The organism is Shouchella oshimensis, from assembly GCF_004375095.1.
Classification (GTDB): domain Bacteria; phylum Bacillota; class Bacilli; order Bacillales; family Bacillaceae_D; genus Shouchella; species Shouchella oshimensis.
In genome coordinates, this window is the sequence record NZ_SNUX01000002.1 from 199,264 (window position 1) to 225,028 (window position 25,765).

The window sequence follows — 25,765 nt, forward strand, 5'->3', positions numbered from 1 at the left end:
TTCCTCGTAAACTGGTAAAGTTATGCCATAGTGCTCAGTGGTTTAGTGTGGTAGAATGGTACATTATTAAAGAAAGATTGAACGATATTATTTTCTGACTATTTTAATTACATAGGAATTTTAAAGGTGGTTTTGGAATGGAAGAGACACCCTATATTTACTCACTTAGCGAAACATCCGTTACGGTGAACCTTGGTAATTCCGTAAGTCCTACTGTACAAGCCCGTGTTCAACAGCTACTCACAAATCTTAATCACGAACCGTTTCCCGGTTATCAAGAATCGGTTCCAAGTTATATAGGCTTAACGGTTTTTTATGATCCAATGAAGGTAGAAACAGCAGCTGGCAGTGTTGCGACTGAAGTGAAGGCCATTTTAAAAGAACGAGTCAATCAATTAGGAAATCAGGCGATTGAGCAAAGTGGAAACCGCGTAACCATTCCAGTTTGTTATGACATTGAATATGGACCTGATTTAAACGATGTTGCGACAAAAAATGGCTTATCAAAAGAAGAAGTGATTCAGATTCATACATCTGGTGACTACCTTGTATATATGATTGGCTTTGCCCCTGGATTTCCTTTTCTTGGAGGAATGGATGAGCGCATTGCCACGCCGAGGCACGCTCAACCTCGAACAGAAATTCCGGCAGGTTCCGTTGGCATTGCAGGTAGCCAAACAGGTGTATACCCAATTTCAACACCTGGAGGGTGGCAGCTGATTGGACAAACCCCTTTAACTCTTTTTTCAGCAAGTCGAGAAGTTCCAAGCTTGCTACGTGCGGGGGATCACGTCACATTTAAGCAGATTACAAAAGAAGAATTTTTACAGATGAAAGAAGGGGAACAATGAGTATTTTAGTTGAAGAGGGAGGGTTGTTTACGACCATTCAAGATTTAGGTCGAAGAGGCTTTCTTCATCAAGGCGTGTTAGAGAGTGGTGTAATGGATCGTCGGGCTGCCCGTAATGCGAATATAGCCGTTGCAAATGACGAAAAGGAAGCAGTTCTTGAGATGACCCTGATTGGCCCAGTGCTTACCTTCCAAACAACCGCACTCATTTGCATGACAGGAGATGGGATGACCCCTTTTCTGAATGGTGATCCATACCCAATTGGTTATCCTCTCGTTGTTCCAAAGGGGACGACTTTATCGTTTAAAGCAAAGAAAGAAGGCATGCGTACGTACTTAGCGGTTGCAGGTGGATTTAATGTTCCAGACGTAATGGGCAGTAAAAGTACATATATTCGAGCCGGTATAGGTGGTTATCAAGGGAGAAGCCTAAAACAAGGAGATTGTCTTGAGCTAGGTAGTCCAAATAAACTGGTTCAACCAGTTATCGAAAAGACAAATCAAAATAATCAAGTGTGGAGATCAAGCTGGCATGTTAATGGTCCAATCAATGAAGCACATGAATTAAATCGAAACGTTATACGTGCTATTCCTGGAACACATTTTGAACGGTTAAATGAAGAGAGTAAGCGTCGGTTGTTTCAGACTACCTTTACGGTTAAAAATCAATCAGACCGAATGGGGTATCGTTTGCAGTCTCCAGCACGTATTCAGTTTGACGATTCATTTAGTCTTTTATCAGAAGCAGTTGCGCTTGGTACGGTTCAAGCGCCGCCAGATGGTCAGCTTATTATTTTAATGGCAGATCGACAAACGACAGGCGGGTACCCCCGTGCGCTACAAGTTACTTCCGTTGATATTTGGAAAATCGCTCAATTACGACCGGGACAGTCATTTACATTTACAAAAGTCTCACTTGAAGAAGCAGAGCGCTTGTATGTGGAGTATGAAAGAGCCACAGCGATTAGGAAGCAGGGGATTCTATTAAAGTGGAAACAGTGTGGAAGTGAAAATGAATAAAGGAGTCGATGAGATGATGGATCAAAACGAACGTGAACAGCTTATGATGGACATTCGAAATGGACACTATACAGGTCCTACATCTGGGTTAGCTAGAGGATATGCTCAAGCGAATTTAGTTGTGTTACGCAAAAAAGATGCATATGACTTCCTGCTTTTCTGCCAGCGAAATCCTCAATCATGTCCATTATTAGATGTGACGGATGTTGGCTCTGCTATTCCAAAAATGATGGGCACTCATGCTGACTTACGAACAGATCTTCCGCGGTATCGTGTTTATCGAGACGGTGTTTTAACAGAGGAGCGAACGGAGATAGGAGAACTTTGGGAAGAGGATATGGTTTGTTTTCTAATTGGCTGTAGCTTCACATTTGAAGAAGCGCTACTTGCCAACGGCATACCGATAAGACATCAAGAAGAGAATGTGAATGTGCCAATGTACCTTACCTCCATCCCTTGTGAACAAGCTGGATCTTTCCATGGCAATATGGTCGTCAGCATGAGGCCAATGTCACAAGAGTACGCCATTCGAGCATCTCTTGTGACTGCGCGTTTTCCTTCTGTACATGGAGCACCTGTTCATATTGGTGATCCAGCTTCAATTGGCATTGAAACGATTCAGAAGCCTGACTTTGGGGATTCAGTCACGATAAAAGAAGGGGAGGTTCCTGTATTTTGGGCATGTGGCGTAACGCCTCAAGCTGCTGCAATGGCGAGCAAACCAGATTTAATGATTACACATGCCCCTGGCCATATGTATATTACAACCAAAAAAAATGAACAATTAGGAGTCTTGTAGATGAACCATCCCATTAGCGACAAAGATCGCAGAAAGTTTTTAACTGGTGCTATTTTCTTAATGGCGACGTCTGCCATTGGACCTGCTTTTTTAACACAGACCGCTCGATTCACAGAGCAATTTCTAGCGAGCTTTGCCTTTGCCATCTTAATTTCACTTATTATTGATATTGGTGTGCAAATGAACATTTGGCGGGTTATTTCGGTATCTGGTAAACGGGGTCAAGAGATAGCCAATGCGCTTCTCCCTGGACTAGGGTATGTCATTGCAGGCCTTATTTTATTTGGTGGATTTGCATTTAATATTGCAAACATTGGTGGGGCCGCACTTGGTCTTAATGTATTATTTGATTTACCTTTAACGGCTGGGGGTGTCATTACAGCTGTTTTAACTATTGGCTTGTTTATGTTTAAACGATTTGGGCCGGTGATGGACCGAGTCATGCAAGTGTGTGGAATCATTATGCTATTAATGGTTGGTTATGTCATGTTCAATAGTAATCCACCTGTTCAAGAAGCAGCATACCGAGCCATTGTACCAGAGGGTTACATGATGCTTCTGTTGCCGATTGTCACCATTGTTGGTGGCACAGTCGGCGGGTACATCTCTTTTGCTGGTGGTCACCGGCTTGTTGATGCAGGAATTACAGGGAAAGAAAACGTTAAGTTTGTTGGGCGTGCAGCGAACTTAGGTATACTAACAACAGGCGTCATGCGGGTGTTTTTATTTTTAGCTGTACTCGGTGTTGTAACAGCTGGTTACAGTCTGGATGAGAACAACCCAGCAGCAACCGTCTTTCAAGTCGGCTTAGGGGATGTTGGTTATTATTTATTTGGCCTTGTGTTGTTTGTAGCAGCGATTAGTTCAGTGATTGGTTGTGCGTACACAAGCGTATCGTTTTTACGATCCTTTCACCCCATTTTTGCAAAACAAAATAACTTTTTCATTGCGGGATTTATTATTATTTCAGCGCTTATCTTTTTAACGATAGGCCAGCCTGTGCAGCTACTAATTTTAGCAGGTGCGTTGAACGGTTTAATCTTGCCGGTAGTGTTAACGACAATCTTAATCGCTTCAAGGAAAAAATCGATTGTCGGTGATTACCATCATCCAACATGGTTAATCGTATTTGGTGCCTTGACAGTAGTGGTAACGTTGGGTGCAGGCTATATTGCACTTGAAGGCATCGTGAACTTATGGACTGGCAATTAACTTGGAGAGGAGAGAGTTTATGAGAAGCGTAGTAGATATGAACAGTGATATGGGTGAAAGTTTTGGTGCATATACGATAGGGAATGACAGCGACATAATGGCTTATATTTCATCTGCAAACGTTGCGTGTGGCTTTCATGCAGGAGATCCGAAGACAATGCGTGAAACAGTGAAACATGCATTAGAATTGGGTGTTGGAATAGGTGCACACCCTGGATTACAAGACTTAATTGGGTTTGGAAGAAGACCAATGGAGATTACCCCTGAAGAAGGCTATGATCTCGTGCTCTATCAAATTGGCGCGCTTCTAGGAATCACAAAAGCAGAAGGTGGAACATTGCATCACGTAAAACCTCACGGCGCTCTTTATAACATGGCTGCAAAGAACAAAGAACTTGCCACCGCTATTGCTAAAGCCGTTTATCGACTTGATTCTACGCTTGTATTATATGGTCTTGCAGGAAGCGCTCTGATTGATGCCGGGAAGGAAGTCGGGCTACAAACAGCGAGTGAAGTGTTTGCTGACCGTACGTATCAAGCAGATGGGAGCTTAACATCCCGACGGTCACCTGATGCTCTTATCCATGATCCTGAACAAGCGAGTAAACAGGTACTACGTATGATCAACGAAGGAAAAGTCATGACTCAACAAGGCCAAGATATTGATATTGTAGCAGACACGATCTGTATTCATGGTGATGGTGCACATGCTCTTGCGTTTGCAAAAGATATTCATGAAAAGATTACAGCAAGTGGTATAACGGTGCAAAGAATAAAGGCTTAGTCCAATCGGATTTCTCGAAGTGAAAAGGCAAAAGCACTCTAAAAAGAGTGCTTTTGTTTAGGTTTATTACTCTTCGGTTTTACTATGGTGGAGTGGTGGTGGAATGAGCCAACCTTTTTCTTTCGTAAGTTTTAGAAACTTACCGCCAAGAGCGGCTTTAGCTACATGAAATTGGCCAAACATCATTGCAATATCTTCACGAATCGATTGACCCATGATTTGACTGCATGTGACAAGACCAGTTGCTAATCCCATTGCTGCCGTTGCTGCAACATCTGCATCAGGATATCTCGCACCAACAGGAATGTCATTCAATTCTACTCTTGGTGGTTCTGGTGCGGCTGGAGGTAAAGCAACCCCATTCGCTTTTAAGGTTTCTGATACTTGTTTCACTTCTGATTGAGCGGCTTCAATTACTTCGTTTAGCAACTTTTTCAGATCGTCATCACCAGTGTGATTTACTGCCACTTGAGTATCAGCAATGGTTTTATTCGCTGTCATTACGTAATTCCAAGTACTGAATACCTCGCCATAGTGCATTGGTTCGTCTTGTGGATTTCCACTTAATATACCCATCGTAATCCTCCTAATTAATTTCATCGTTTTCAAAAGAAGTGCCACCTTTCATTTATGCACGGTGTTAGCATCTCCAATAATTGAAAAAATATTTATTCGCAACGTTATTAGTTATTTAAATCCTCTGTGCCGGGACTATGTTCGTTTGGCATGTCAGGCATTTGGGGAACCGGAAATCCTGGTGGAGGAGGTGTTACCGTTAACTCGCCACCGTTTCTGCTAGGTGATTGTCCAGTTAAAACCTCTGCTATTTTCGTTTCGTCTAATCTAAAATTAAATTGAGCATTATGGTAGCCCATCTCCACGAATTTTCTACACTCAGGATACTTATTAATGTCGTAATTAGGAATAGGGAACAATTTACCCCAATCCACGCCTAATGTTTCTAGAGCTTTTGCAAATGCGTTTTGGTGGGCATTGTCTCGAACAATAAGAAATCCTAGTGTTTCTCTGAATGTCTTATTCGAACTCATTTCATAAATCCGTGTTTTTTGTAAGACGCCAGTTGACTCTAACGCTACATTGTTAAGTAAATCTGCAGCAAGATTTCCATGATCGTATACCCAAGATCCATTCCACGGGTTACCAGAAGCATCAACAGGTAAGGAGGCTTGAGCACCAATAATATAATGATGTGGATTAGCGTCTAATGTTGCTACATCAAGAGGAGTTCCTGAAGGGGATTGGTTTCCTACACCTGGTTCACCAGACTCGTCTAGTAAGGCATTAATGGTACTTTGAACGAGTTCCACATGAGCAATTTCTTCTAAAAAGACCCCTCGTAACAAATCCCGATACTTTTTCTCTTTTCCTCTAAAGTTAGAGCTTTGAAAAAAATACTGCATCATGGTTCGCATTTCGCCATAGTGACCACCTAGAATTTCTTGGAGCACTTTAGCTGCAGCAGGATCCGGTTTATCTGGCTGAATGATATTAATCAATTCTTCTTTGTAGTAATACATAAAACACCTCTTTATACGATTTGTATACTAGCTTGTACCAAATGAGAAAGAATTACTCATTAAACGCTATTAAAAAGAAAAAAACAACAACAGCCTTTAAGGCTCTTGTTGTTTTATAATGCTCGTTAAACGGTATCTGTATTAACGTCAAATTGGCGAATCAACTCTTTTAATTCATCTGCTACTTCACTTAATTGTTCTACAGAAGCAGAAATTTCCTCCATAGAAGCAAGTTGTTCTTCTGTTGATGCTGAAATGTTTTGCATACTTGCTGAAGCCGTTTCACTTATAGAAGATAGATCTTGGAAGGTGGTGACAAAGGCCTCGCTATCCTTCCCAAGAGAAGCTACATTCTTAGCTGATTCATTCACTTCTGTTGCAACAACTTGAACAAATTGCTTCATCTCTTCAAATGATAGTCCAGCAGTCTGAACAACTTCAATCCCTTTGTTCACTTGGTCTGAGCTCGTATTCATTTGTTCAATGGTACGCTCGGTGTCTTGTTGCACGGATAAAACCAATTCAGAAATGGTTTCAGTTGAAGACGCCGTCATGTCGGAAAGTTTTCTTACTTCATCGGCTACAATTGAGAATCCACGTCCATGTTCTCCTGCTCTTGCCGCTTCAATTGCTGCATTTAATGCTAAGAGGTTGGTCTGTGTAGCAATCCCTTTGATTGTTTCAGTTACTTCTTCAATTTCGCTAGAGCGCTTTCCTAATGTATCAATGTGTACGGATAAATGTTTAAAGGTGTCTTTAATTTGAGTCATTTGTTTAATGGCATCGGTAATGGCGTCATTTCCTTTTGAAACAGTTATTGCTGCGTTGTCAGTAGTGCTATGAATGTGATTGGTCTTCACCACGACATCATTTACATCGTTTGACATATCACTAGCCACTTTTTCACTTTCCCGCACGCTTGTGCTTTGCTTTTCGACACCGCTTGCTACTTCTTGAACAGCTTCTGTAATTTGTTCAGTTGCACTCATATTCTCATGTGTAATAGAAGCTAATGTATCAGCTGCTTGAGAAAGGTCAGATGATTTGTCTTGAATGTTTGTAATCATGAGCACAAGAGAGGCACGCATTTTTTCAAACGAACGACCAAGACGTCCCATTTCGTCTTTTTGTCTAGGGTTTACTTCATAAGCAACTGACAAGTCACCACCTGCCATACGTTCGGATACACTAATTAATGTCTGGATAGGTGAAGTGATGGATTTAACTAGGAAATAGATGACGGTACCTCCAATTAGAATAGCAATTGACAGTACGGTAATAGCGCTAATGAGAATCGGCATAACTGCTTCATTCATCTCTTCTTCATACATCGATGCCGCAATGGTCCAACCAGTAATTTCATTGGATTTAAAGGTTAAAAGTTGATCGTCTCCGTTAGATGTATAAGATAGGAAGCCTGCGTTATTTTCACTATAGGAGAGAAAAGACTCGTCCGCTTCAGTGCCGGGTTCTTCATAAGGATGAGAGACATACATATTGTTTTCATCTAATAAAAAAACGTAGCCTGTTTGGCCAATGGAAATACTGGATAATAGATCTGAGATTACGGTTAACTCTAAATTTAGAGCGGCAACACCTAATCCGTCATCTGTCGTACGGGCAATAGTCGTGACAGGTTGTTCGGAAGACTGAGAGATATAAGGAGATGTGATAATAACGTCTCCAGACTGTTCCATCGCACGTTGGTACCAAGGTCGTTCTCTTGGATCATAGTCAGGTGGATTTTGAAAAGACGAGGGTGAGTTAATGAAATCGCCAGTTTCCATACCAACATAAGTTTGTTCAACATGGTTTTTAGTTGCTTGGAAAGAATCAAGCAAGAATCGCTGAGCTCCTGGATCGTCCTCGGAGAAATCCGCTAAATCACTGGCTGAAGCAATATAGTCAATATTCTCTACTTGAGATTCTATAAAAAGACTAAGAGTTTCATCTACAATGGCAAGGCTCTCTTCAGTAGCAGCAGTCATCTCATCCATTACGGCTTCTTTTGCATTTTGATAAGAAATAACCCCAATGAGAGAACTTGGAATGACTAATATAGCAGTAAAACCAATAAATAATTTCGTTCGTAACTGCATAAATTGAATATTTTGTAAAAAACGTTTTAACATGATCAATCTTCTCCTAACTGTTCTACATAGACCGCAACATCCTTAATATCGTCATGAATAGTAGCATGTTGAACCTTTTAAACGTTTTTGTTAAGAAAATAATCAAATCAGTTTGAATCACGAAGAGGGCAAGAAAAAAGGATGATCAGCTGATCATCCTTTTTGAGGCTATTTATTACTATTTAGCTTCGCTTTTAAAGCGGCAAGCTCATCGTCAACGCCGCTGGATTTATCAAGGGCCGCTAATTCATCATCAAGTGATTTATTAGCACTTCTTAGCTCACCTTTAGCGTCTGCCTCTGCTTCTTGACGCATGACCTTTTCTTCCATTCGGTTAAAACCGCCACGAGCACCACTATTACCAATAGAAGAAAGTGATTCATTTACTTTTGCACGAGCTTTAGCGCTTTCTGAACGTGCTTTTAGTGAATCTTTCTTCATATTCATATCGCGGTATTCGTCTTTCATCTCACGAAGCTTATCTTTTAGTTCTTCTGATAATCTCGCTGATTCAGCATGAGACTCTTGTAGTGCATCGCGTTGACCTACATGTTTATTTTTGTCTTCCAATACACGACGAGCAAGGTCTTCGTCGCCAGATTCAAGTGCGCGCATGGCTTGCTCTTCTCGTTTAGAAACGAGTTCAGCAGCCTCATCGGCTTGTTTTTTAAGCATTTTTTCGTTTGCGATTTGCTTGGCAACTGCTGCTTCAACCTCAGAAATGTCTTTTTCCATATCAAGCAAATATTGATCAAGCATCTTGCCTGGATCTTCTGCTTTGTTTAACATTGAATTTAATTCGGAAGAGACAACAGTACGAACACGATTAAAGAAACGAAACATCGGATCTTCCCCCTTTACTATAATAACGAACTATTCCTAACATAGCATATCTTGCTTGCTTATAGATGTAAATACGTAAAGGAAATCGAAATGGTTTCATTTTCAATTTCATGTTCTGAGCAAAAAAAGGCGGGCTTAGCTTCTGCCGAACTACCTCACTGTGGTATGCTTAAGGAAAAGACAGAAGACAGGGAGTGGACGTATGAAGCGCATTGCCATTGATATGGATGAAGTGATGGCGGACTTCACAAAAAAACATCTTGCACTTTTTAATGCAGATTACAATGAAGCGATCACATTGGAGGATTTACAAGGTAAAAAACTAAGGGATTTGCGTCCGCACTTAGTGGATGAGATTAGAGAGTATTTAAAAGACCCTACTTATTTTCGCGATTTAGACGTGATGAAAGACGCACAAGAGGTGATTAAAGAATTAAGCGAGTCGTTTGAAATTTATATTGCGACAGCAGCGATGCATTTTCCATCCTCTTTTACAGCAAAGTATGAATGGCTTCAAGAGCATTTTCCTTTTTTAGATGACCAGCATTTTGTCTTTTGTGGCGATAAGAGTGTCATAAAAGCAGATTATTTAATAGATGACAATGTGTACCAGCTCGAGCGATTTACAGGAGAGGGTATTCTTTTTACAGCACCTCATAACATTCATGAGGATCGTTTTATTCGTGTGAACTCGTGGGCAAATGTAAGAGACTATTTTCTTAAATAAAGCCAATGTGAAGAGCACCGGCCATCACTATTTCTATGTTTTAAAGTAAAAAGAGGCTGGGACATAACGAAAAGTAGTATTTGAAAAGACGAATAGTCTAAACTATGCTGAGTAGCACCGCTACAGGAGAATCCTTCGCTTTCCGGGGACACGGCCTCAGCCTCCTCCGTGGAAAACCAACACTCCAGAGTCTTCGGGTTCTCCTTCCGCTCATTTTCATATAAAACAAATGACGAACGTTCCTATTTTCAGGAATGTTCGTCATTTTGGTCTGTCTATCTACTTTTGTCCCAGCCTCTTTTCGTTAAACTTTTCGACGACCAGAAATGAGTTGGAAAATCAATACAACGAGTGCAACGACTAATAAAATGTGAACAAGATTCCCACCAATATCGCCAATAAAGCCAAGTAACCATAATACTAAAATAACAATAAGTGCAGTCCAGAGCATAAGTCAGCCCTCCTTTTATGGATATGTTATCGATTCCCTCTTTATCGCAATGTAAACTGAGAGTTTCTTCCATATCTAGTGTTTTAACATTTCATTGAACAGATGTGTCTGTAGATTTTGATGATATAGGAAAGAAGGAAGAAGTTATATAAGTAAATATTAATATATACTTTGACTTATATATTTATTTGATTATATAATGGTTTTCAGAGAGGTGAGTCTTATATGGAAAATACAACATTACCAATGTCTGAGCTAACTGCATGCTTAAAGGTTATTGGTGATCCAACTCGTTTTCTAATGCTCAAATTAGTTGAGAAGAAGACCTATTGTGTGTGCGAGTTCGTTGAAATGCTTGGGGTCAGTCAACCAGCTGTAAGTCAGCATTTACGAAAATTAAAAGATTTAGGGATATTAACAGAAGAAAGAAGAGAGCAATGGCGTTATTTTACTCTCAATACGACCTCTACTTATTTTCCTGTAGTTCGTGATCTTCTTCAATATAGTGACGATCAAGATGAGCGTTATCTTCAAGCTTTAGAAAGAGAAGGGCTTGCGAGCTGTTAAAGGGGACTAAACAATGGTAGATGTGATCATAGCTTCGCTAATTTTTGTCGTAACGTTAGTGTTTGTTATTTGGCAACCAAAAAACTTGAACATTGGATGGTCAGCTTGTGGGGGAGCTTTACTTGCTCTTTTACTTGGTGTGGTTCATTTTACTGATGTGATTGATGTAACAGGGATTGTCTGGAATGCAACGCTTACGTTCATTGCCGTCATTATTATCTCCCTCATTCTAGATGAGATTGGCTTTTTTGAATGGTCAGCTCTCCATATGGCGAGGGTTGCTAAAGGAAATGCCGTTCTTATGTTTGTTTATGTCTGTTTACTAGGTTCAATTGTTGCCGCTTTTTTTGCCAATGATGGGGCAGCATTAATTTTAACGCCTATTGTGTTAGCGATGGTTCGTTCGTTAAACTTTAACGAAAAAATGGTTTTCCCATTTATTATTGCAAGTGGATTTATTGCTGACACAACATCACTTCCACTTGTCGTGAGTAATTTAGTGAACATTGTTTCAGCAGATTATTTTGGTATTGGCTTTATTGAATATGCCACCTATATGATCGTGCCAAACCTTTTTGCTCTAATCGCAAGTATTATTGTCTTGCTTCTTTATTTTAGAAAGAGTATCCCGAGGCGATATGATTACGCTCAACTCAAAGAGCCGATGTTGGCGATTAAAGATCGAAGAATGTTTCACTTCTCTTGGGTCGTATTAGGATTACTTCTTGTTGGCTATATGGGCAGTGAATTCATTGGAATGCCAGTATCAATTGTTGCTGGAGTCATAGCTATTTTATTCTTACTTATTTCTAGAACGAGCTCTGCCGTAAATACAAGAGTTGTCCTAAAAGGGGCTCCATGGAATATTGTTTTCTTTTCTATTGGAATGTATGTCGTTGTTTATGGACTCCGCAATGTCGGATTAACGGATGTATTAGCAGATGCTATTTTTATCATAGCAGACCAAGGGCTTTTTGTTGCGACAATGGGAATGGGCTTTATAGCCGCTATTCTTTCATCCATTATGAACAACTTGCCAACGGTTTTAATTAACGCCATTGCCATAGGTGAATCAGGAACAACTGGGTTGACGAAGGAAGCCTTAATTTATGCCAATGTTATTGGCGCGGACTTAGGGCCGAAAATTACCCCAATTGGTTCACTTGCTACGTTGCTTTGGTTACACGTGCTTTCTAAAAAAGGTGTGAAAATTTCATGGGGAACATATTTCAAGACAGGGATCATTATTACGCTTCCTGTTCTATTTCTTACCTTACTTGGGTTGTATATATGGCTCTTACTGATTTAGTAAAGGAGAATGAAGGATGAAAAAAACCATTTACTTTTTATGTACAGGAAACGCATGCCGCTCGCAAATGGCGGAAGGTTGGGCAAAGTATTATTTGCAAGATGAATGGGATGTATATAGTGCAGGCATTGAAGCCCATGGTTTAAATCCAAATGCTGTTAAAGCGATGGAGGAAGTAGAAATTGACATTTCCAACCAGACGTCAGACATGGTTGACGATGTATTGCTTAACAACGCAGACTTTGTTGTAACATTATGTGGAGATGCGGCTGATAAATGTCCAATGACGCCACCTCATGTAAAGCGTGCTCATTGGGGGTTTGATGATCCTGCCAAAGCAGAAGGTTCCGAAGAAGAAAAATGGGCATGTTTTCAACGTGTCCGTGATGAGATTGGTCTAAGAATAAAAGCATTTAAAGAAACAGGGAAATAAAGTGGAAAACACAGCTCCTTTGCAGGAGTCTGTGTTTTTTCTACTGGCAGGAATTCCTAGTAAGGCATGTTGGCTTAAATTAAATGATGAGAGTAGAGTGAAAAAAGAATGAAGGAACCGTATTTAAATTTAAAAGATCTACTATCAAATTCGACAACAACACACTCAAATGAATTAATTAATAATATGTTGCATTCAATTGGAAGTACGGATCCAGTTTTAAGAGATAACCTGATATACGGGACTTTTCATAAATGGATACGTAATAAACAATTAGAACACAAACAAGTAAATTTTATACTAGAGGTTTGCAACAAAAATTTGTTAACAGGATTAGGTGAAAAAGAGACTGATTCTGTTTTTAAAAGGTCTTTCTCGGCTATTGTATGTGCTGCAATTTTAAACGCTCGATACACGGTGGATGACGACTTGTTAAAAGATCTGGCCAGTAATAGTCTAAAGGTGATGGTGGATGAAATAGATCTACGAGGCTATGTGGAAAATAAAGGATGGGCACACTCGATTGCGCATACAGCGGATCTACTGGATTCCATTGTTCAATACTCTTCAATCGGTAGAAAAATACTATCTAGTTCAATAACTAAAGTGGTGGAGCCTCTGTCAAAAGGGATCGTATTTATAGATGATGAGCAAGAAAGAATAGCATTTCCTTTAACAAGTATCATTTGTTTAAGTAAGACACAAACAGAGTTAAACGAATTATTAGCTTGGATGAAACAGAAATTAGAATTAGAGCGAAATGTAGCTGGGGTGTCTTTTTATAGAATACGAACAAATTATATGGCACTTTTAAACGCTATCTATTTAAATCTAATAGAAAAAAAGGCTAACACCGAACTATCGAATAACATTTTAACTGAGCTTTTATTTATTCGTAATCTTTAATAGATTAGGCATAGACTAACAAGTTTATTCATGCGATACAAAGTAAAGTTCATAGTGAATGTCAATTCGCCTCGTTAATGTAATCTTCCTTAATCTCGATTAAATTTAGAATGAAAAGGAGCGTTGGATGTAAATGAAGCAGCTACAATGATAAACGATAGTACTAGAGCAAAACCAGCTAAAAGAAAGGAAAACTGGAAATGTATGAACTTAATAAACAGACTGGCAACAGAAGGACCTATAATTTGCCCTAAAGCGTAAATTGCCGTTAATCCACTTACGAGATTCTTACTGTCTTTAAATTGCTTGCTTATATTCATTGTAAGGGTAATGATCCCTAGAAATGTTCCTCCAAAAAGAAATGCTGAAAGGACAATTAAAAGTAAATGTTGTGATAATACTGGTATAAAGACAGCGAGAATCTGAATAAAATATGCGTACTTTAAGGCTTTTGAAGCTGATATTTTCTTTCCAAGCCAAGACCACACTATACAAGATGGAATAGCTCCCAGACCCACAATTGCCCAAATATAAGAGGGTTCAAAAGAAACGTTATTGTTAGCAAGCAGCCCAGTAATGAAAGTGGCATAAATAATATACCCAAACCCTTCAAACAGATAAGATAAATAAAGGGCAATCTTTTTTTTCTTACTATGGTACTTAGATGGGACCCGGGCTGTAAAAGTGGTTTCCGTCTTATCCCGTGGCATTACATTCATCATAAATGCGACGATGACTGTTAATAATAGACTAATGAGTCCGAAGAATAGCCAGGTAAATGACCAGTTAACAGAATTCGTGATGAAAGGTGTAAAACCTCCAGATAACAAGATGCCAAAGCCAACGCCACTATATAAATAGCCTGAGTATTGAGTTTGGTTTAGTTGAACGAAACGACCTAAAACCAGATTAGTGGCGAATACAAATATGAAACCGCTGCTAATACCAGAAAGAAGTCTAAACAAAATCCACATAAAATAATCATCCATTAATCCCATTAAGACAGTCATTAGCCCATTTGTAACTAACAGAAGAATCATTGATGTACCTGTAGGTTGGATCGTCCTCGCTGCAAATGCTCCTATAAAATACCCAATATAGTTCCAAGTGGCTAACATTCCTAGCGCTGAAAATGATTGACTTGTTCCTATTTCCATATAAGGAAGTATCGGGGTGAAGAGAAATCGTCCGATACCTATAACAATCGTAAGGCTAATAAAACCAATAACTAGTAAACGAAAGGTTTCTCTATTATTCATATGTGCTCCCACCTATCAAAACGCTTATTGATTTAGTTTACGCTAATTGTGATATCATTAATAATGTTTATAATTTATATCAGAGTTCAAAAAAATTGATAAGGTGGAGTTAATTTGAGAATGGATGATTTAAAAACATTTGTTGAAGTTGCCAAGCAGAATAGTATGTCCAAGGCTGCTGAAGTTTTTAGAGTCGGTCAATCAAATGTCACCATGAAAATGAAACGGTTGGAAGCCTATTATCAATGTAATCTTTTCTTGCGAACTCCTCACGGTGTCAGACTAACGAATGAAGGTAAAGTTCTATACGAACGAACAGTTACATTGTTACATTACTGGGAACAAACAAATGAAATGATGAGTAAGAAAGAGATTTTCAGAGAATTGTTTATTGGGTCAATGGAGACGACAGCAGCTATACGGCTTCCATCTCTTTTAGCGGAAGTCTATCGTACGTATCCTAACGTATTAATTAACTTGGAGACAGGAACGTCGGAACAAATAGTAAACAAATTAATAAATTATGAAATAGACGCAGGATTTATCGCAGGATTCATCAACAAGTCAGGAATTAAAGGCTTTCCAATTTTCAAAGAAGAAATGGTCTTAATCACATCAAAGAGTTTAGGGGGAAGGCTTGATTCTACATTTGTTCAATTAGAAGGCCAGAATATGCTTACTTTTAAAACAGGATGCTCCTATCGGCAGTTGTTAGAAACCTTCTTGTACGATCATGCTCTCACGACTACGCGAAAAATGGAATTCGGATCAATTGAAGCCATAATTGGTTGTGTGAAAAATGGAATGGGTATTTCCATCTTGCCTTATTCTGTAGTGAAAAATCATACGAACATTACATTCAATGCCTTACCCTCAAAATATAGTATGGTCGAAACCTATTTTGTCTATCGTGAAAATGAATGGTTGTCACTGTATAGCGTAATGGAACAGGTCGGAAAAAATAGTAAGGAAGGATGTTCTTAAAGGTTGGTGGCGAAAAAAAGAATAGGCAAAACGGTAGCGGCTTTCCTTCACGATTGATCTTTGATGGTTCAAGAATTAGAAAACAAGAGCTGATGCCTAGGCATCAGCTCTTGTTTCCGGTGTCATTCCTCTGGTCGAGTGCCAGGGTCCATTTGTTCGCTTGTTGCTGTTCGCAAAGGTTTCACTTTTAAGTCTTTCTCAATACGAATTTGGCAGGAGAGGCGCAAATTTTCAGCTGTAATCCCTTTTTTCTCTCGGGCAGCAGCTTCTATTTCACTAATAGGACCAGCATCTCCGTCGACAATTTCGCAAAGACACGTCGTACAGCGTGCTTTTCCGCCACAGCGATGAAGGATATCAACGCCGTTATCCTCTAGAGCAAGAACAAGTTTCTTCCCTTGTTCCGCACGGAAGCTGTGGTAGCCTTCAGCATGAATCATTGGCATATCATTCATTCCCTTCTACATACATGCTCTTAATAAGTGTAGCATGAAAGTAAACGAAGTAGAACGGTGATTCTACAGAGGGGAGAAGGCGTAGGTGTTTTTGAAAATTTACCTGTTCTCATAATCGTATAAGAAGCAGGTAATGGTTAAAAGAACAAAGAGGGGCACAAAGGCCTCCTTATTAGAAAAGTATGTATAGGCCGTTTATTCAAGGCCATAATGGACGAGTAGCTGTGTCTCGAGATGTTCTGCTTGTTCAAAAGGAAGTACGTTGCGTTTTTTGCGAACATATTCTTCAATGGCACGCAAGTAGGCAGATAATTCGCTCGTAGCGGTTGGCAAAAACTGTTGCGCACGTTCTTCAACTGCTCGTAAATCTTCTGCTGTATACATGATCTTCACTCCTAAGAGATTTCTTACCTCTAGTTTATGGCAGAATAGACCCCATAACTAGTTAAGAGCTGTTAAAGATTACGTAAAACTGTCTTAACAGATTGAAAAGTAGCGGAGAAACGATTGCAGATGTTTAAATTCCAGCTCTTTGTGGGATAGCGGATAAAATAGGTGAGATGATAAAGAGAAAGAGGAGTGGTTTGAATGCTGTGCCAATCAAATGATGAATTGCAGCTATTAGTGAATCAAGCGAGAGAGGTAATTCATGATGGGAATGTAGCAGATTATATACCTGCACTCGCCAAAGCAGAGCAAGAAAAATTATCTGTAGCGTTATTTTATCCCGATGGACGTCTCTATTCAGCAGGAGATACAAATGAAAATTTTACCTTACAAAGCATCTCAAAGGTCCTTGCCTTAGCCCTTGCGTTAATCGACCACGGAGAGGAGTATGTGTTTCAACGTGTGGGAAAAGAGCCAACGGGAGATCCGTTTAATTCAATCGCTAAATTAGAAACAAATAAGCCTTCGAAGCCGTTAAATCCAATGATTAATGCAGGTGCTCTTGCCGTTACTCATATGATAAAAGGAGAGTCTGTTGAGCATCGTTTTGAACGGTTGATTGAATTTATACGTTGTTTATCAAGCAATGAGACCATATCGTATAATGAAGAAATTGCGAAGTCCGAATATGACACAGCGGATTTAAATCGAGCGCTTGCGTTCTTTATGAAGCAGCATGATGTTATCACAGAAGACATTGAAGGATTAATGGACCTTTATACGAAGCAATGTGCAATTGAAATGAATTGCAATGATTTAGCAAGAATTGGCTGTGTGTTGGCGATGGATGGACGTAACCCTGAAACCGATGAACAAATCATTCCTGTAGATGTCGCCCGTATTTGTAAAACGTTTATGGTAACTTGCGGCATGTATAATGCATCAGGAGAATTTGCGATTAATGTCGGTATTCCAGCAAAAAGTGGAGTTGCGGGTGGAATTATGGGTTCTATTCCTAAAAAATGTGGCATCGGTATATTCGGCCCCTCCTTGGATGATAAGGGGAATTCAATCGCAGGTATCCGGTTGTTAGAAATGATGTCGCGGCAGTATTCGTTATCGATGTTTTAATAAAGAGGATGAAGAAAAGCGACAACGATAAGCAATATCAGGCTTTTTAATTCTAAATCGCTAAACAGAAAAAAATAAAAAACAAGAGAGGAACGAGTCTCTCTTGTTTTTTTCTTAATTAATCTAACCTTTTTCATGGTCTTTGTCTTTTAGTACTAGCATGACACCAATTAAAATGAATAAGCAACCTATCCAAAACGTAAAGCTGATCGTTTCCCCTAATATGAACCACCCTAATAAGGCTCCAACTACTGGTTGAAAGAAAAAGAAAACGCCTCCACTTGAAGCATTTAATAGGTGTAATCCGCGATTCCATAATAAAAACGCTATTGAAGTAGAGATAACCCCTAGGTATAAAAGACCACCGAGAATAACTGGGTCTTTAAAAACGTGGAAATCTAGTTCATGTAGTGTAGGCAAAACAACCGGTGTTAGCACTACCATTGCTATTAGCGTAGCATATGTGGTTACAACTATTTGTGAGTAATGACTTGGTAACAGTTTAATTAAGACTGACATGAGCGCCCATGTTAATGCTGCTAAGACTAATGTTAAACCACCAATCATACTAGAAAACTCAATACGATCTATCCCTACAATAGTAATAACCCCTACAGTTGCTAACAAAACAGAAATGGCTTTTTTTACTGTTAATCGTTCCTTTAAAATAAGGCTAGCAAAAACAACCATAAAAGCTGGAGTTGTCGCAGTAATAATAGCCCCCATTTGAGCAGTCGAGAGCATTGTTCCTGTTTCTTGAGCGACAATCGAAATGACATACCCTATCACTGCAATCAATAAAATAATAAGCAAGTGATTTTTTTTGATTCTCCATTTTTGCTTGGATATTAAGCCAATAATAACCAATGCAACAAGTGCGATGAGATATCTTAACCATACAAGCTCTAGTGGTGGAATGACGGCTACTAAGAGTTTAACAACGACATACATTCCGCCCCAAATGCTTGATGCAAGTATAAGAAATAAAGAACCTAATAATGATTTTTTCATTTTTTACCCTCCGAATAGTTTGACTCATTGATTTGAGCCTAACGGAGAGTGGTATTTTCCATTTGTATTCTCTCCATTAAGCCTTGGAGGATACAAATGGTACATCGTTTTCAAAAAGCGGTTTATAAAACATGGAATGACCTCCTTTATTGAATACTTCCACCATAACACAGAACGTTAGTAAAATTATTAATAAACTATGCCCTTAACTTTTCGATATTCGATTGAAGAGAAAAACCTTTGTAAAGAAGAGTTCCTGTGGCTTCTCTCTTCATTAGTGACATTTTATTGTTACGCTTGAGCTTCAATACACACGAAAAAGGCAAATTCAACAGGAAAAACAAAGACGGCATTCAATTTTAAAAATAATAATCTAAAAAATTTGAAAATGTATTTTATAATACATTCCTCAATAAGTATCCATTGTATTCTAATGAAGAAGAAAAGAAGAAACGAAGAAAGGAGGTCCTAACATGGAAAACAAAAGAGTAATCAATTCAAATGATATTAATGTAAAACTAGAAGACTATAGCGTAAAGTCATCAACAGTTATGCAAGAGATGGAAGCATCTATTTATGCATCAGTAATTATTCGACCAGAATTAGCAAATTAATTGTATAAGCATGACCAGCCTATAAAATCAAAAAACCAAAAAAAGAGGAGCTGTCCTATACATGGAAAACAAAAAAGTAATCAACTCAAATGATATCAATGTGAAACTAGAAGACTATAGCGTAAAGTCATCAACGGTTATGCAAGAGATGGAAGCATCCATTTATGCATCAGTAATTATTCGACCAGAACTAGCAAACTAATTGTATAAGCATGACCAGCCTATAAAATCAAAAAACCAAAAAAAGAGGAGCTGTCCTAAAATGGAAAACAAAAAAGTAATCAATTCAAATGATATCAATGTAAAACTAGAAGACTATAGCGTAAAGTCATCAACAGTTATGCAAGAAATGGAAGCATCTATTTATGCATCAGTGATTATTCGACCAGAATTAGCAAATTAATTGTATAAGCATGACCAGCCTATAAAATCAAAAAACCAAAAAAAAGAGGAGCTGTCCTATACATGGAAAACAAAAAAGTAATCAACTCAAATGATATCAATGTGAAATTAGAAGATTATAGCGTAAAGTCATCAACAGTTATGCAAGAAATGGAAGCATCCATTTATGCATCAGTGATTATTCGACCAGAACTAGCAAACTAAGTTTGAATCTATTCTCCGAAAAGGTTGTGTGGTGTGCTTAGATCCATGCCACACAATTATTTACTATTCGTATACGTTACTAATAATACGTTAAAAAATCGAACAATTTGATTTAACTCATAAGGAGGAGTACATATGATTAAAAGAAAAGCCGCATTAAAATTCTCTGCTGTGCGCAAATTGTTTACTGAAGAAGAAGATGAGTATTTGCATGAAGTAATAAGAGACTCGGCTTTCTTGGAAAGGATATTACTAAATAGTACTCCCCTATACAATAAGTTAAAAAAAATTGTTGATGAAGACAGAAAGATCGATAAAAAAACAAAAAAAACCGTAGTGAACTATTTATTAAGAATGGCGGCGAGACCGCAGCCTAACCGTATGAACTCAGGAATCTGTACGAATGACAGTGACCGTTTTCGTGGGCGGACCGAATTAAAACAGGTAAGTATATCTGTGGAGTGGGAACAAAATGTAATAAAAAAACTCGAAAATTCTATTCTTACGTTTTCCAACTTAAAACTGACGTTAAATCCAAAACTATACGAGAAAGATCAACAGTTTTTGTTAGAGACGTTTTCAAAAGAAAATACGGCCTACATTTATTTAGAAAGTTCCAGTTTTTTGAAAGACTTGTTCGATTCCTTAAGATCACCTATTTATAGTCAGACACTATTAGATCAATATCAAGACTCTCAAAAAGCTCTAGTGTTAGGCGTTATACAAGAGCTACTAAAATCAGATATTATAAAAACTGAACTTTCTACTTATTCTATCAATAGAGATGCTGATGCTTTTTTAGAAAGCCTTTTAAGCTACAGTAAGTACGATGTTGAATTAGTTTCATCTATAAAAACAATTAAAGAATTAATACATAACTATAAGGAATTGGAAGTTGGCAAAGGGATTGACGTATACAAAGCGTTAGTTTCCAAAATGGCGGCATTGTGCAAAAGTTCCTCATATTTACTTGTTGATTTGTCTATATACGATTCTTTGGAGAATAAAGAACAAATTAAACATGCCCTTGATAATGGAGAATCCCTAGAATTAATGGCTTTTTTTGACAAACACCAAGGGATCGATTGGAACAACTATTACAATCGGTTTATAGGAAAATATGGTTTTTACACAAGAGTCCCTTTACTTGAGATGATAAATAAAGATGCTGGGCTGGGTTTTATGCAGCACCTGTCTTTTGATGATAGAGATAATCGAATTGAAAAATACATTCTGAACAAAATGATGCAGTGGCATAGAGTGAGCGATAAACCAACGCTTACCCTTACTGAAGAAGATTTTTTATCGATTAAAGCGTTATACGGGAGAAAAGGGGACGGTAGGATTCCTATTTCATTTGATTGCAAGATTGTGGAGAGTAAGGCTGGATTTATTTTACCTCCTAACGCGTTTTCTTTCCCTCGTTATTCTTTTACAGGTCGTTTTTCGTCTTGTAAGGGGAGTAAAGGAGTGGATTCCCATGGCTATTCAGAAATAAGCTATATGAGCAATTATTTTAAAGATGTCGGCTTAACTTATCGATCAGAGAGCAATACGTTTATCGATTGCATCGGCCACACTGATCGATTAAAAGGGAGAATTCCCCTAAATGAAATCGATATGGTTGCCCATAAGAATCGCCTTCATATGATCCACAAAGATCAAATCATCTATCCTGTATCAACTCATTTGTTCAGTTATCGAAACTTTAATGAACATCCTGCTTTAGTCTTTCTAAGTGAATTTTCTAGGTACTGTTTCGAGTACCCGAATAACTTCCCTATCGAAAATTTCTCTTATTTGGAATATATCCCTAGGATTGAATACAAAAATCTCATTGTGTCACCTGCTAGAGTCAATATCAAATTTGAGCATGAAAGTACGAAAACGGAAAGAGTAAAGAAGATTAGCGACCTCTTAAATAAGTACAGCTTGAATCAAAATAAATATATTTATTTTTTGGAGGGAGATAAAACGCTACCTGTACCTCTTAATAATGAGGAGGCTATGTTATTTTTGGAAAGTTGTATAAGCAAGAAGGATCAGCTTGTACTAATGGAAGCGCCGGAATTAGATGAATCGACTGAAGAAGTCAGCGATTGGATCTATTCATCAAAACAGTATAACCAAAATCAAGGGACCTTTGACCTTGATACTAAGCAAATCGTACATGCACAAAAATTAAAAGAAAAAATAGACCCTTGTATAAATTCTTATCATTTGTACTACAGAAGTGGTAAAAGAGAAAAAGTAGAAAACATGATTTTGGCGTTAAATGAAAAAGATCACTTGTTAGAAGATGTATTTATTGTGAATTATATTGATGAGAATAAGAAAGAACATATGCGCGTACGATACAAAAAGAATCTCGAAACAGAGAGTAAATGGGAAGAAATCTTATCCTCAATGCTTTCATCAGGGTGTTTATACGATTTCCAAAAAACGTTGTTTCGGCCTGAAGTGAACAGATATGGTGGAAATGGGCTATACAATCTCGTGTATACATTGTTTTCGGCTGAAACAAAGTTACTAAATGTATTGAAACAAGCTTACGCACCTTACAATGAGAGTGAAAGTGCATTGTATCTCTCTAGCTATGTATTATATGGATTGCTTGGGAAAGATACAAATCTGTTGTTCCAGTACATTGAAAGCAGTATAGAGAAAGAGAGCAAATATGTTAAACCATTTGCAAAAAAACGCACGAATTACCGTGGAATCGTGTTACAAGCGTTAAAGGATTACAATAAAACATCACATCCATTGCTAATTGAATACAATCAGTTAGCAGCAGATCTGTTAATAGCAGCTAAGAGACTACGATTATCAGATGATTACTTGTTTTACATTGTACAAAGCATTGTTCATATGGCAATGAATCGTCATTTTCCTTTTAAGAGAGAACTAGAATTGGAAACCAATCAATATATGAGGTTCTCATTTTCAAACATTCGTTACTACCTTCAGGAGGGAGTATTAAAAAATGGAGCATTATAGTATTAAATGTTATGTGGTAGAACCATCTCAAGAATTAAAGACTACCATAAAAAAACTTATAAAGAATTACAACTTTATGATTGATAAAGGGTGGGAAAATGGCTATCACTTGAACCTTAGAGGAACGATTCGTCGCAGTGATTTATCGTGGATGTTAAAAGAGCTTAAAACAGGCGTGAATTGCTCTTTAACAAGTTTTGATGAGGCGGAATTTAGTAGAAACTATCAATCTACAGCAACTATATTAAGAAATGCTAACCCATTTAATCCCATTTTGAAGAACGACGTTATCGTTAAAGAAGAGGATCTTATTTTTAATGAAAAATTAGAAGATGATTTGTTTAAAGAGTCGAATAAAATTTTTGATCATTATTTTAGCGAATATTATTTTGAAGAAAATGATTTACATCCAATTATTGCTGAAATAATGAAGTTTCATCATAAAATGAAAGAATATGAACAACTAGAGACTTATGTTGTTGAACAGCAAGCTTATAATTGTCATCTTTCTCACTATGTTGCGTTTATTAATCGTTTAAATGCTCAGGATAAAGAACTAGTAGAAAACGATTTTAAACGGAGGTTTGAAAGTGATTCGAAAGAAGGCTTGTTGAATTTCGATCTATCTCCAACAGCTTTAACGGAGAATTTACTTGGTTTCTTTTATAAATTACGCCCTTTAATAGAAAGGAAAGATCTTAACTTCTATATGCCTTTTGATCGTTCTCATATTGATGAAAAGATTGAATATGCTTCCAAAAGACATCAAGTTACTTTTGCAAAAGAGAATATGCATATCTATTTATACAATGAGGTTTTAATTGCTAACAGATGGGTCACAAATGCTTTATACAAAAAGTTGTTACTTTTAGGTTTAACCAATATGGATCGCTTCTACATGAATTACGTGATTGCTCGGTTAAATTTTTCGGAAAAGGAATTGTCAGATTATCCAGTGCAAAGTCTGAATAAGGCCTCCGTGTCATAAAGGCGTATGAACAATAAAATAAATGATTGTAAGCAAGCCGTCATGGGATTGGAAGAAGATCACTCCAGTTCCAGACGGTATTTTTAATGCATAGTAGTCCGTCCGTTTTCTCTTCCCATTGGAGATTTAGATTGTGGTTACGTTACGTGATGATCACTATAAAACAAGCTCTTCTTATCATTTTTTAATGGAGACAATTTAAAATGCTGTGGGAAGTAGGAATCTGTAAGTTTTAACTAGCTGTTAATCTACTTGAGTGAGTAGTTAAGTAAGGCCTTCATAAAAGCACTTTACGTATGTTTAATTTACAATAATTTAACCTCTTCTTATTAATCAGAATGTAACGATACAATTCATGTAACAACTAATAAAGGAGAGCGATTAGATGAAAAAAATACTGTTTAGTGTAATGGTAAGCTTGTTGTTAGTAGCTGGAGGATCAACCCTTGACGTAGCTTCTGATGAATATCAACCAGGTCCATTCGGCGATCCTGAGGGTCCATTAGTTTAATTATGAACCATCAACAGTTTTTAGTAGCAACAAGTGAACTAACTCAAAAAGTATGCAATAAGCACCCTATTTCTACTCCGTGCGTGATTTTTAAAGAAGATCAACAAAACCAAGTGAGGTTAATTGACTACACGATTGATAAGGATGTATTAAGTCAAATCATATTTGATGTTTTACGGTCTCTTAGAAAAGAAGAATGCGGTTTACCTATAATTGTTGCTACAGAAAATAATGTGATTAACCGCATGGAATCTGCTGGGGTATATTATGTAAATATCCGAAAGAATGAATTTGTTTACTTGTTTGGGAAAGAGGATTATAAGCGTTTTTTTGAAAGTCTTACAGTCGTTCAAGAAAGATTAAACCTCAAGGGCTCTTTACTTATTAGCTTTTTAACTGACAGTCCTAATCAATGTTCAGTGAATGAAAAACTGTCTGATCAATTGAATGAATTAATCCATCTACATGGAGATCTCAATTGCGAAAGCACTTCGATCGAACATCCAGAAGTCATTACCTTTCCATTACTTAATACTAATTTCAACCTTAGACTACTTCATTGGATTAAAAAAAAAGGTGGAGTTGAACATGTTAAATGAATGTAAAGAAATTCTTTTAAGTGACGATCAAATTGTCAGTATGGAGTCAGGGTATGTCTATTATCTACAAGAAGGAACGTTGCAATTATGGGAATTACACAATGATGGGGTAGAAATACTCATTAATGTTTTAAAGCCAGACGATGCTGTGAGACTGCCAGATCCTAGCATCAATAGTGTATATGAGTTTAGAACGAATAAAGAAAAGGCACAGTTAATTTTATACAAATGGGATTCTCTTCACAAAATAGAGGAGAAATACTACTTACTTAATAAAGTAGCTACCACAACAATGAGAACAGAATTGATTAATCACATTAAAAGAAAGAAATTTGTGAAAAATAGGTTGGTTTATTTATTGCAATTCTTGTCCCAAGAGTTTGGTGAAATAGAAAACCAGTATTACATTCTAAACATTCCGTTGACACACGAACATTTATCCAGTCTCATTCTCTCTAGTAGAGTAACGGTTACGAAACTCTTGAATGAATTAAAAAAACAAAAGGTCATTACGAATGTTCAAGGGTTTCTTTATATAAGAAAAGACCTTATTGATCGTGTAGGCAGCTACGATTGCTCGTTAGAAGTTGTTTAATCATACGGTACGTTTATCACTATTCATCCGCACTTTCAAATCAGGAATATGAAGCTT

29 protein-coding genes are annotated in these 25,765 nt (G+C 37.7%); 20 read left to right on the top strand and 9 right to left on the bottom strand.

The features are described from left to right. Nucleotides 1-137 precede the first annotated feature (137 nt). From pxpB to E2L03_RS07180, 5 genes are read left to right on the top strand one after another with little or no spacing between them, the layout of a single operon-like run. Nucleotides 138-851, top strand: coding sequence for a 5-oxoprolinase subunit PxpB (gene pxpB / locus E2L03_RS07160; protein WP_124741148.1), 714 nt, complete (start codon nt 138-140; stop codon nt 849-851). Continuing rightward, nucleotides 848-1,870, top strand: a complete 1,023-nt coding sequence (locus E2L03_RS07165; protein WP_134258818.1) for a 5-oxoprolinase subunit C family protein — start codon at nt 848-850, stop codon at nt 1,868-1,870. Before pxpB ends, E2L03_RS07165 begins: the two co-directional genes overlap by 4 nt. Nucleotides 1,871-1,883: 13 nt before the next feature. Then, nucleotides 1,884-2,669, top strand: coding sequence for a putative hydro-lyase (locus E2L03_RS07170; protein WP_134258819.1), 786 nt, complete (start codon nt 1,884-1,886; stop codon nt 2,667-2,669). After that, on the top strand, nt 2,670-3,881 hold the full coding sequence (locus tag E2L03_RS07175) for an NRAMP family divalent metal transporter (protein WP_124741151.1): 1,212 nt from the start codon (nt 2,670-2,672) through the stop codon (nt 3,879-3,881). A 19-nt stretch (nt 3,882-3,900) separates the two neighbouring features. Next, entirely contained in the window at nt 3,901-4,665 is a 765-nt protein-coding gene (locus E2L03_RS07180; protein ID WP_134258820.1) for a LamB/YcsF family protein, read from the top strand. Nucleotides 4,666-4,731: 66 nt separating this feature from the next. Here the strand turns inward: E2L03_RS07180 and E2L03_RS07185 are convergent, their stop codons facing one another. The 4 genes from E2L03_RS07185 to E2L03_RS07200 form a co-directional block, all read right to left on the bottom strand. Then, nucleotides 4,732-5,241: a DUF3231 family protein gene (locus E2L03_RS07185; protein WP_134258821.1), complete on the bottom strand. Its 510-nt coding sequence runs from the start codon at nt 5,239-5,241 to the stop codon at nt 4,732-4,734. Between the two features lie 107 nt (nt 5,242-5,348). Further along, nucleotides 5,349-6,203 (bottom strand): manganese catalase family protein, encoded by an 855-nt coding sequence (locus E2L03_RS07190; protein WP_124741154.1) that lies wholly within the window; start codon nt 6,201-6,203, stop codon nt 5,349-5,351. 125 nt (nt 6,204-6,328) lie between these two features. Beyond that, the gene (locus E2L03_RS07195) at nt 6,329-8,335 is read right to left on the bottom strand and encodes a methyl-accepting chemotaxis protein (protein WP_038476116.1); all 2,007 of its coding nucleotides are present in this window, start codon (nt 8,333-8,335) and stop codon (nt 6,329-6,331) included. Between the two features lie 168 nt (nt 8,336-8,503). Continuing rightward, nucleotides 8,504-9,178 carry a PspA/IM30 family protein gene (locus E2L03_RS07200; RefSeq protein ID WP_124741155.1) on the bottom strand — a complete coding sequence of 225 codons (675 nt, stop codon included), beginning with the start codon at nt 9,176-9,178 and terminating at the stop codon, nt 8,504-8,506. A gap of 202 nt (nt 9,179-9,380) precedes the next feature. Between E2L03_RS07200 and E2L03_RS07205 the strand changes: the two genes are divergently transcribed. Continuing rightward, a complete protein-coding gene (locus E2L03_RS07205; RefSeq protein WP_038476122.1) occupies nt 9,381-9,905 on the top strand; it encodes a 5' nucleotidase, NT5C type in 525 nt (174 codons plus the stop codon). A gap of 304 nt (nt 9,906-10,209) precedes the next feature. Here E2L03_RS07205 and E2L03_RS07210 read toward each other — a convergent pair whose 3' ends face one another. Beyond that, the gene (locus tag E2L03_RS07210) at nt 10,210-10,356 is read right to left on the bottom strand and encodes a lmo0937 family membrane protein (protein ID WP_124741156.1); all 147 of its coding nucleotides are present in this window, start codon (nt 10,354-10,356) and stop codon (nt 10,210-10,212) included. A gap of 225 nt (nt 10,357-10,581) precedes the next feature. Between E2L03_RS07210 and E2L03_RS07215 the strand changes: the two genes are divergently transcribed. From E2L03_RS07215 to E2L03_RS07230, 4 genes are all read left to right on the top strand, one after another. Next, nucleotides 10,582-10,923, top strand: coding sequence for an ArsR/SmtB family transcription factor (locus E2L03_RS07215; protein ID WP_124741157.1), 342 nt, complete (start codon nt 10,582-10,584; stop codon nt 10,921-10,923). A 13-nt stretch (nt 10,924-10,936) separates the two neighbouring features. Further along, entirely contained in the window at nt 10,937-12,232 is a 1,296-nt protein-coding gene (locus E2L03_RS07220) for an arsenic transporter (RefSeq protein WP_124741158.1), read from the top strand. A 16-nt stretch (nt 12,233-12,248) separates the two neighbouring features. Next, the gene (gene arsC, locus E2L03_RS07225; protein WP_038476131.1) at nt 12,249-12,665 is read left to right on the top strand and encodes an arsenate reductase (thioredoxin); all 417 of its coding nucleotides are present in this window, start codon (nt 12,249-12,251) and stop codon (nt 12,663-12,665) included. Between the two features lie 108 nt (nt 12,666-12,773). Further along, nucleotides 12,774-13,571: a DUF2785 domain-containing protein gene (locus E2L03_RS07230; protein ID WP_134258822.1), complete on the top strand. Its 798-nt coding sequence runs from the start codon at nt 12,774-12,776 to the stop codon at nt 13,569-13,571. Between the two features lie 89 nt (nt 13,572-13,660). Here E2L03_RS07230 and E2L03_RS07235 read toward each other — a convergent pair whose 3' ends face one another. Then, nucleotides 13,661-14,830, bottom strand: a complete 1,170-nt coding sequence (locus tag E2L03_RS07235) for a YbfB/YjiJ family MFS transporter (protein ID WP_134258823.1) — start codon at nt 14,828-14,830, stop codon at nt 13,661-13,663. 120 nt (nt 14,831-14,950) lie between these two features. Here E2L03_RS07235 and E2L03_RS07240 point away from each other — a divergent pair, with 120 nt between their 5' ends. Beyond that, complete coding sequence (locus E2L03_RS07240) at nt 14,951-15,814, top strand: LysR family transcriptional regulator (RefSeq protein ID WP_055737063.1); 864 nt, start codon at nt 14,951-14,953, stop codon at nt 15,812-15,814. Nucleotides 15,815-15,936: 122 nt separating this feature from the next. Here E2L03_RS07240 and E2L03_RS07245 read toward each other — a convergent pair whose 3' ends face one another. Continuing rightward, complete coding sequence (locus E2L03_RS07245) at nt 15,937-16,260, bottom strand: 2Fe-2S iron-sulfur cluster-binding protein (RefSeq protein WP_038476134.1); 324 nt, start codon at nt 16,258-16,260, stop codon at nt 15,937-15,939. A 204-nt stretch (nt 16,261-16,464) separates the two neighbouring features. Then, on the bottom strand, nt 16,465-16,653 hold the full coding sequence (locus tag E2L03_RS07250) for a hypothetical protein (RefSeq protein ID WP_038476141.1): 189 nt from the start codon (nt 16,651-16,653) through the stop codon (nt 16,465-16,467). Between the two features lie 204 nt (nt 16,654-16,857). Between E2L03_RS07250 and glsA the strand changes: the two genes are divergently transcribed. After that, nucleotides 16,858-17,787, top strand: a complete 930-nt coding sequence (glsA, locus tag E2L03_RS07255) for a glutaminase A (RefSeq protein WP_038476144.1) — start codon at nt 16,858-16,860, stop codon at nt 17,785-17,787. 123 nt (nt 17,788-17,910) lie between these two features. Here glsA and E2L03_RS07260 read toward each other — a convergent pair whose 3' ends face one another. Further along, complete coding sequence (locus E2L03_RS07260) at nt 17,911-18,798, bottom strand: DMT family transporter (RefSeq protein ID WP_134258824.1); 888 nt, start codon at nt 18,796-18,798, stop codon at nt 17,911-17,913. 473 nt (nt 18,799-19,271) lie between these two features. Here E2L03_RS07260 and E2L03_RS20265 point away from each other — a divergent pair, with 473 nt between their 5' ends. The 8 genes from E2L03_RS20265 to E2L03_RS07275 all read left to right on the top strand — a co-directional run bounded on the left by E2L03_RS20265 (nt 19,272) and on the right by E2L03_RS07275 (nt 25,708). Next, nucleotides 19,272-19,412, top strand: coding sequence for a hypothetical protein (locus tag E2L03_RS20265; protein ID WP_158318473.1), 141 nt, complete (start codon nt 19,272-19,274; stop codon nt 19,410-19,412). Between the two features lie 61 nt (nt 19,413-19,473). After that, nucleotides 19,474-19,614 (top strand): hypothetical protein, encoded by a 141-nt coding sequence (locus E2L03_RS20270; protein WP_158318474.1) that lies wholly within the window; start codon nt 19,474-19,476, stop codon nt 19,612-19,614. A gap of 60 nt (nt 19,615-19,674) precedes the next feature. After that, on the top strand, nt 19,675-19,815 hold the full coding sequence (locus E2L03_RS20275; RefSeq protein ID WP_158318474.1) for a hypothetical protein: 141 nt from the start codon (nt 19,675-19,677) through the stop codon (nt 19,813-19,815). A gap of 338 nt (nt 19,816-20,153) precedes the next feature. After that, a complete protein-coding gene (locus E2L03_RS07265; RefSeq protein ID WP_124741162.1) occupies nt 20,154-23,015 on the top strand; it encodes a thiopeptide-type bacteriocin biosynthesis protein in 2,862 nt (953 codons plus the stop codon). Further along, nucleotides 23,002-24,003 (top strand): hypothetical protein, encoded by a 1,002-nt coding sequence (locus tag E2L03_RS07270; protein WP_124741163.1) that lies wholly within the window; start codon nt 23,002-23,004, stop codon nt 24,001-24,003. Before E2L03_RS07265 ends, E2L03_RS07270 begins: the two co-directional genes overlap by 14 nt. 385 nt (nt 24,004-24,388) lie before the next feature. Continuing rightward, nucleotides 24,389-24,514 (top strand): hypothetical protein, encoded by a 126-nt coding sequence (locus E2L03_RS20830; protein ID WP_269083177.1) that lies wholly within the window; start codon nt 24,389-24,391, stop codon nt 24,512-24,514. Between the two features lie 83 nt (nt 24,515-24,597). Continuing rightward, on the top strand, nt 24,598-25,113 hold the full coding sequence (locus tag E2L03_RS20280) for a hypothetical protein (protein WP_208394341.1): 516 nt from the start codon (nt 24,598-24,600) through the stop codon (nt 25,111-25,113). After that, entirely contained in the window at nt 25,103-25,708 is a 606-nt protein-coding gene (locus E2L03_RS07275) for a Crp/Fnr family transcriptional regulator (RefSeq protein WP_038476156.1), read from the top strand. Before E2L03_RS20280 ends, E2L03_RS07275 begins: the two co-directional genes overlap by 11 nt. Nucleotides 25,709-25,765 lie beyond the last annotated feature (57 nt).

Coding starts and splice junctions, on each gene's coding strand:
- pxpB (WP_124741148.1), top strand. CDS start 138: ATGGAAGAGACACCCTATATTTACTCACTTAGCGAAACATCCGTTACG.
- E2L03_RS07250 (WP_038476141.1), bottom strand. CDS start 16,653: ATGTATACAGCAGAAGATTTACGAGCAGTTGAAGAACGTGCGCAACAG.
- glsA (WP_038476144.1), top strand. CDS start 16,858: ATGCTGTGCCAATCAAATGATGAATTGCAGCTATTAGTGAATCAAGCG.
- E2L03_RS07265 (WP_124741162.1), top strand. CDS start 20,154: ATGATTAAAAGAAAAGCCGCATTAAAATTCTCTGCTGTGCGCAAATTG.
- E2L03_RS20270 (WP_158318474.1), top strand. CDS start 19,474: ATGGAAAACAAAAAAGTAATCAACTCAAATGATATCAATGTGAAACTA.
- E2L03_RS07185 (WP_134258821.1), bottom strand. CDS start 5,241: ATGGGTATATTAAGTGGAAATCCACAAGACGAACCAATGCACTATGGC.
- E2L03_RS20830 (WP_269083177.1), top strand. CDS start 24,389: ATGAAAAAAATACTGTTTAGTGTAATGGTAAGCTTGTTGTTAGTAGCT.
- E2L03_RS07220 (WP_124741158.1), top strand. CDS start 10,937: ATGGTAGATGTGATCATAGCTTCGCTAATTTTTGTCGTAACGTTAGTG.
- arsC (WP_038476131.1), top strand. CDS start 12,249: ATGAAAAAAACCATTTACTTTTTATGTACAGGAAACGCATGCCGCTCG.
- E2L03_RS07230 (WP_134258822.1), top strand. CDS start 12,774: ATGAAGGAACCGTATTTAAATTTAAAAGATCTACTATCAAATTCGACA.
- E2L03_RS20265 (WP_158318473.1), top strand. CDS start 19,272: ATGGAAAACAAAAGAGTAATCAATTCAAATGATATTAATGTAAAACTA.
- E2L03_RS07200 (WP_124741155.1), bottom strand. CDS start 9,178: ATGTTTCGTTTCTTTAATCGTGTTCGTACTGTTGTCTCTTCCGAATTA.
- E2L03_RS07235 (WP_134258823.1), bottom strand. CDS start 14,830: ATGAATAATAGAGAAACCTTTCGTTTACTAGTTATTGGTTTTATTAGC.
- E2L03_RS07260 (WP_134258824.1), bottom strand. CDS start 18,798: ATGAAAAAATCATTATTAGGTTCTTTATTTCTTATACTTGCATCAAGC.
- E2L03_RS07175 (WP_124741151.1), top strand. CDS start 2,670: ATGAACCATCCCATTAGCGACAAAGATCGCAGAAAGTTTTTAACTGGT.
- E2L03_RS07215 (WP_124741157.1), top strand. CDS start 10,582: ATGGAAAATACAACATTACCAATGTCTGAGCTAACTGCATGCTTAAAG.
- E2L03_RS07165 (WP_134258818.1), top strand. CDS start 848: ATGAGTATTTTAGTTGAAGAGGGAGGGTTGTTTACGACCATTCAAGAT.
- E2L03_RS20275 (WP_158318474.1), top strand. CDS start 19,675: ATGGAAAACAAAAAAGTAATCAATTCAAATGATATCAATGTAAAACTA.
- E2L03_RS07210 (WP_124741156.1), bottom strand. CDS start 10,356: ATGCTCTGGACTGCACTTATTGTTATTTTAGTATTATGGTTACTTGGC.
- E2L03_RS07205 (WP_038476122.1), top strand. CDS start 9,381: ATGAAGCGCATTGCCATTGATATGGATGAAGTGATGGCGGACTTCACA.
- E2L03_RS07245 (WP_038476134.1), bottom strand. CDS start 16,260: ATGCCAATGATTCATGCTGAAGGCTACCACAGCTTCCGTGCGGAACAA.
- E2L03_RS07240 (WP_055737063.1), top strand. CDS start 14,951: ATGGATGATTTAAAAACATTTGTTGAAGTTGCCAAGCAGAATAGTATG.
- E2L03_RS07180 (WP_134258820.1), top strand. CDS start 3,901: ATGAGAAGCGTAGTAGATATGAACAGTGATATGGGTGAAAGTTTTGGT.
- E2L03_RS07190 (WP_124741154.1), bottom strand. CDS start 6,203: ATGTATTACTACAAAGAAGAATTGATTAATATCATTCAGCCAGATAAA.
- E2L03_RS07270 (WP_124741163.1), top strand. CDS start 23,002: ATGGAGCATTATAGTATTAAATGTTATGTGGTAGAACCATCTCAAGAA.
- E2L03_RS07195 (WP_038476116.1), bottom strand. CDS start 8,335: ATGTTAAAACGTTTTTTACAAAATATTCAATTTATGCAGTTACGAACG.
- E2L03_RS07275 (WP_038476156.1), top strand. CDS start 25,103: ATGTTAAATGAATGTAAAGAAATTCTTTTAAGTGACGATCAAATTGTC.
- E2L03_RS07170 (WP_134258819.1), top strand. CDS start 1,884: ATGATGGATCAAAACGAACGTGAACAGCTTATGATGGACATTCGAAAT.